Origin of the sequence: Terribacillus saccharophilus (assembly GCF_046592595.1) — a bacterium.
GTDB classification, from domain to species: Bacteria; Bacillota; Bacilli; order Bacillales; family Amphibacillaceae; genus Terribacillus; species Terribacillus saccharophilus_C.
The window spans coordinates 1-1,283 of record NZ_JAWVPF010000020.1 but is presented as its reverse complement, the minus strand read 5'-3'; the positions used below and the strand labels follow the sequence as shown (position 1 = coordinate 1,283).

Below are 1,283 nucleotides of genomic sequence, written 5' to 3'. Positions count from 1 at the left end.
GGGACTGACCCCACAGGCTGAGACAAATAAAAAACACCTTCAAGGTTGAAAACGGATCAATGTTATCCGAAATAATACTTGGAGGTGTTTTTTCTATGGGGACAAGAGTGAGTTATCCGTTGGAGATTAAACAGAAGGCAGTAGAAATGCGAATGGCAGGCATGTCTGTAAAAGAAATAATGCACGAATTAAATATCAAGAATAAAACACAGATTCAAACATGGGTTAGATGGTATAAAGCTGGAGAAACCCATCGGTTTGAACAGCCTGTCGGCAAACAGTACACTTTTGGGAAAGGGCCCGTTTATTCTTCAGAAATGGAGAAATTACAAGCAGAGAATCGCTTTTTGAGACAGCAAAATGAAGTCTTAAAAAAGTACAAGGAATTGGAAAGGAAGTTGATAGAGAAACGGCAGTCGAACTTGTAGAGATACTGCACAACACAATGACAGTACAGGATATCTGTATACATTTAGGTATCTCGAGAGCGTCTTATTACCGCTGGAAGAACAAAGAGAAAGATGATTTGAAAGAACAGTTAGAAAAACTAATCGGCACGTTGTGCCGAAAACATAAGTATCGATATGGATACCGAAAGATTACCGCCTTACTGCGCCAGGAGTACTGCATCAATCACAAGGCCGTGCAGCGTATCATGCAGAAAAATCTGTGGCAGTGCAGGGTTAAAGTTAAAAGACGCAAGAATACAGGGCAGCCATATGCCATAGCAGAAAACCTGTTGGATCGGAACTTTCGCTCCGATCGTCCACTTGAGAAGCTCGTAACCGATATTACCTATTTGCCTTTTGGGCAGAAACAATTGTATCTTTCCAGTATATTGGATTTGTACAATGGTGAAGTGGTTGCTTCCTCGATTGGAGATAAACAAGATACAGCTTTCGTATTGGACACGCTCGCACAGCTTCCGAAACTGCCTGAGAACTGCGTGTTACATAGCGATCAAGGGTCTGTGTATACATCTTATGAGTACCAAAAAGCTATAAAAGGAAAAGGCATCACCATGAGCATGTCCCGCAAAGGGACGCCCGCTGATAATGCCTCCATCGAATCGTTTCATTCCACACTAAAGTCTGAAACGTTCTATCTTAACAGTATCAACCGAACTACGACGGCAATCGTAGAGCGTACTGTCGAAGAATACATTTATTATTATAACAACATTCGTATTCAAACGAAACTAAACAACCAATCACCGACACAATATCGGCAATTGGCTGTTTGAAGGTGTTTTGATCCCTGTCTCAAAAACGGGGGTCAGTCCC

1 protein-coding gene is annotated in these 1,283 nt (G+C 41.8%); it reads left to right on the top strand.

The genetic code is table 11. From position 1 onward, the window contains the following. Positions 1-95 precede the first annotated feature (95 nt). A protein-coding gene (locus SFC25_RS18200; RefSeq protein ID WP_411216623.1) for an IS3 family transposase occupies positions 96-1,243 on the top strand; the annotation gives its coding sequence in 2 pieces (ribosomal slippage) (positions 96-366 and positions 366-1,243; 1,149 coding nt in all). Positions 1,244-1,283: the final 40 nt, after the last annotated feature.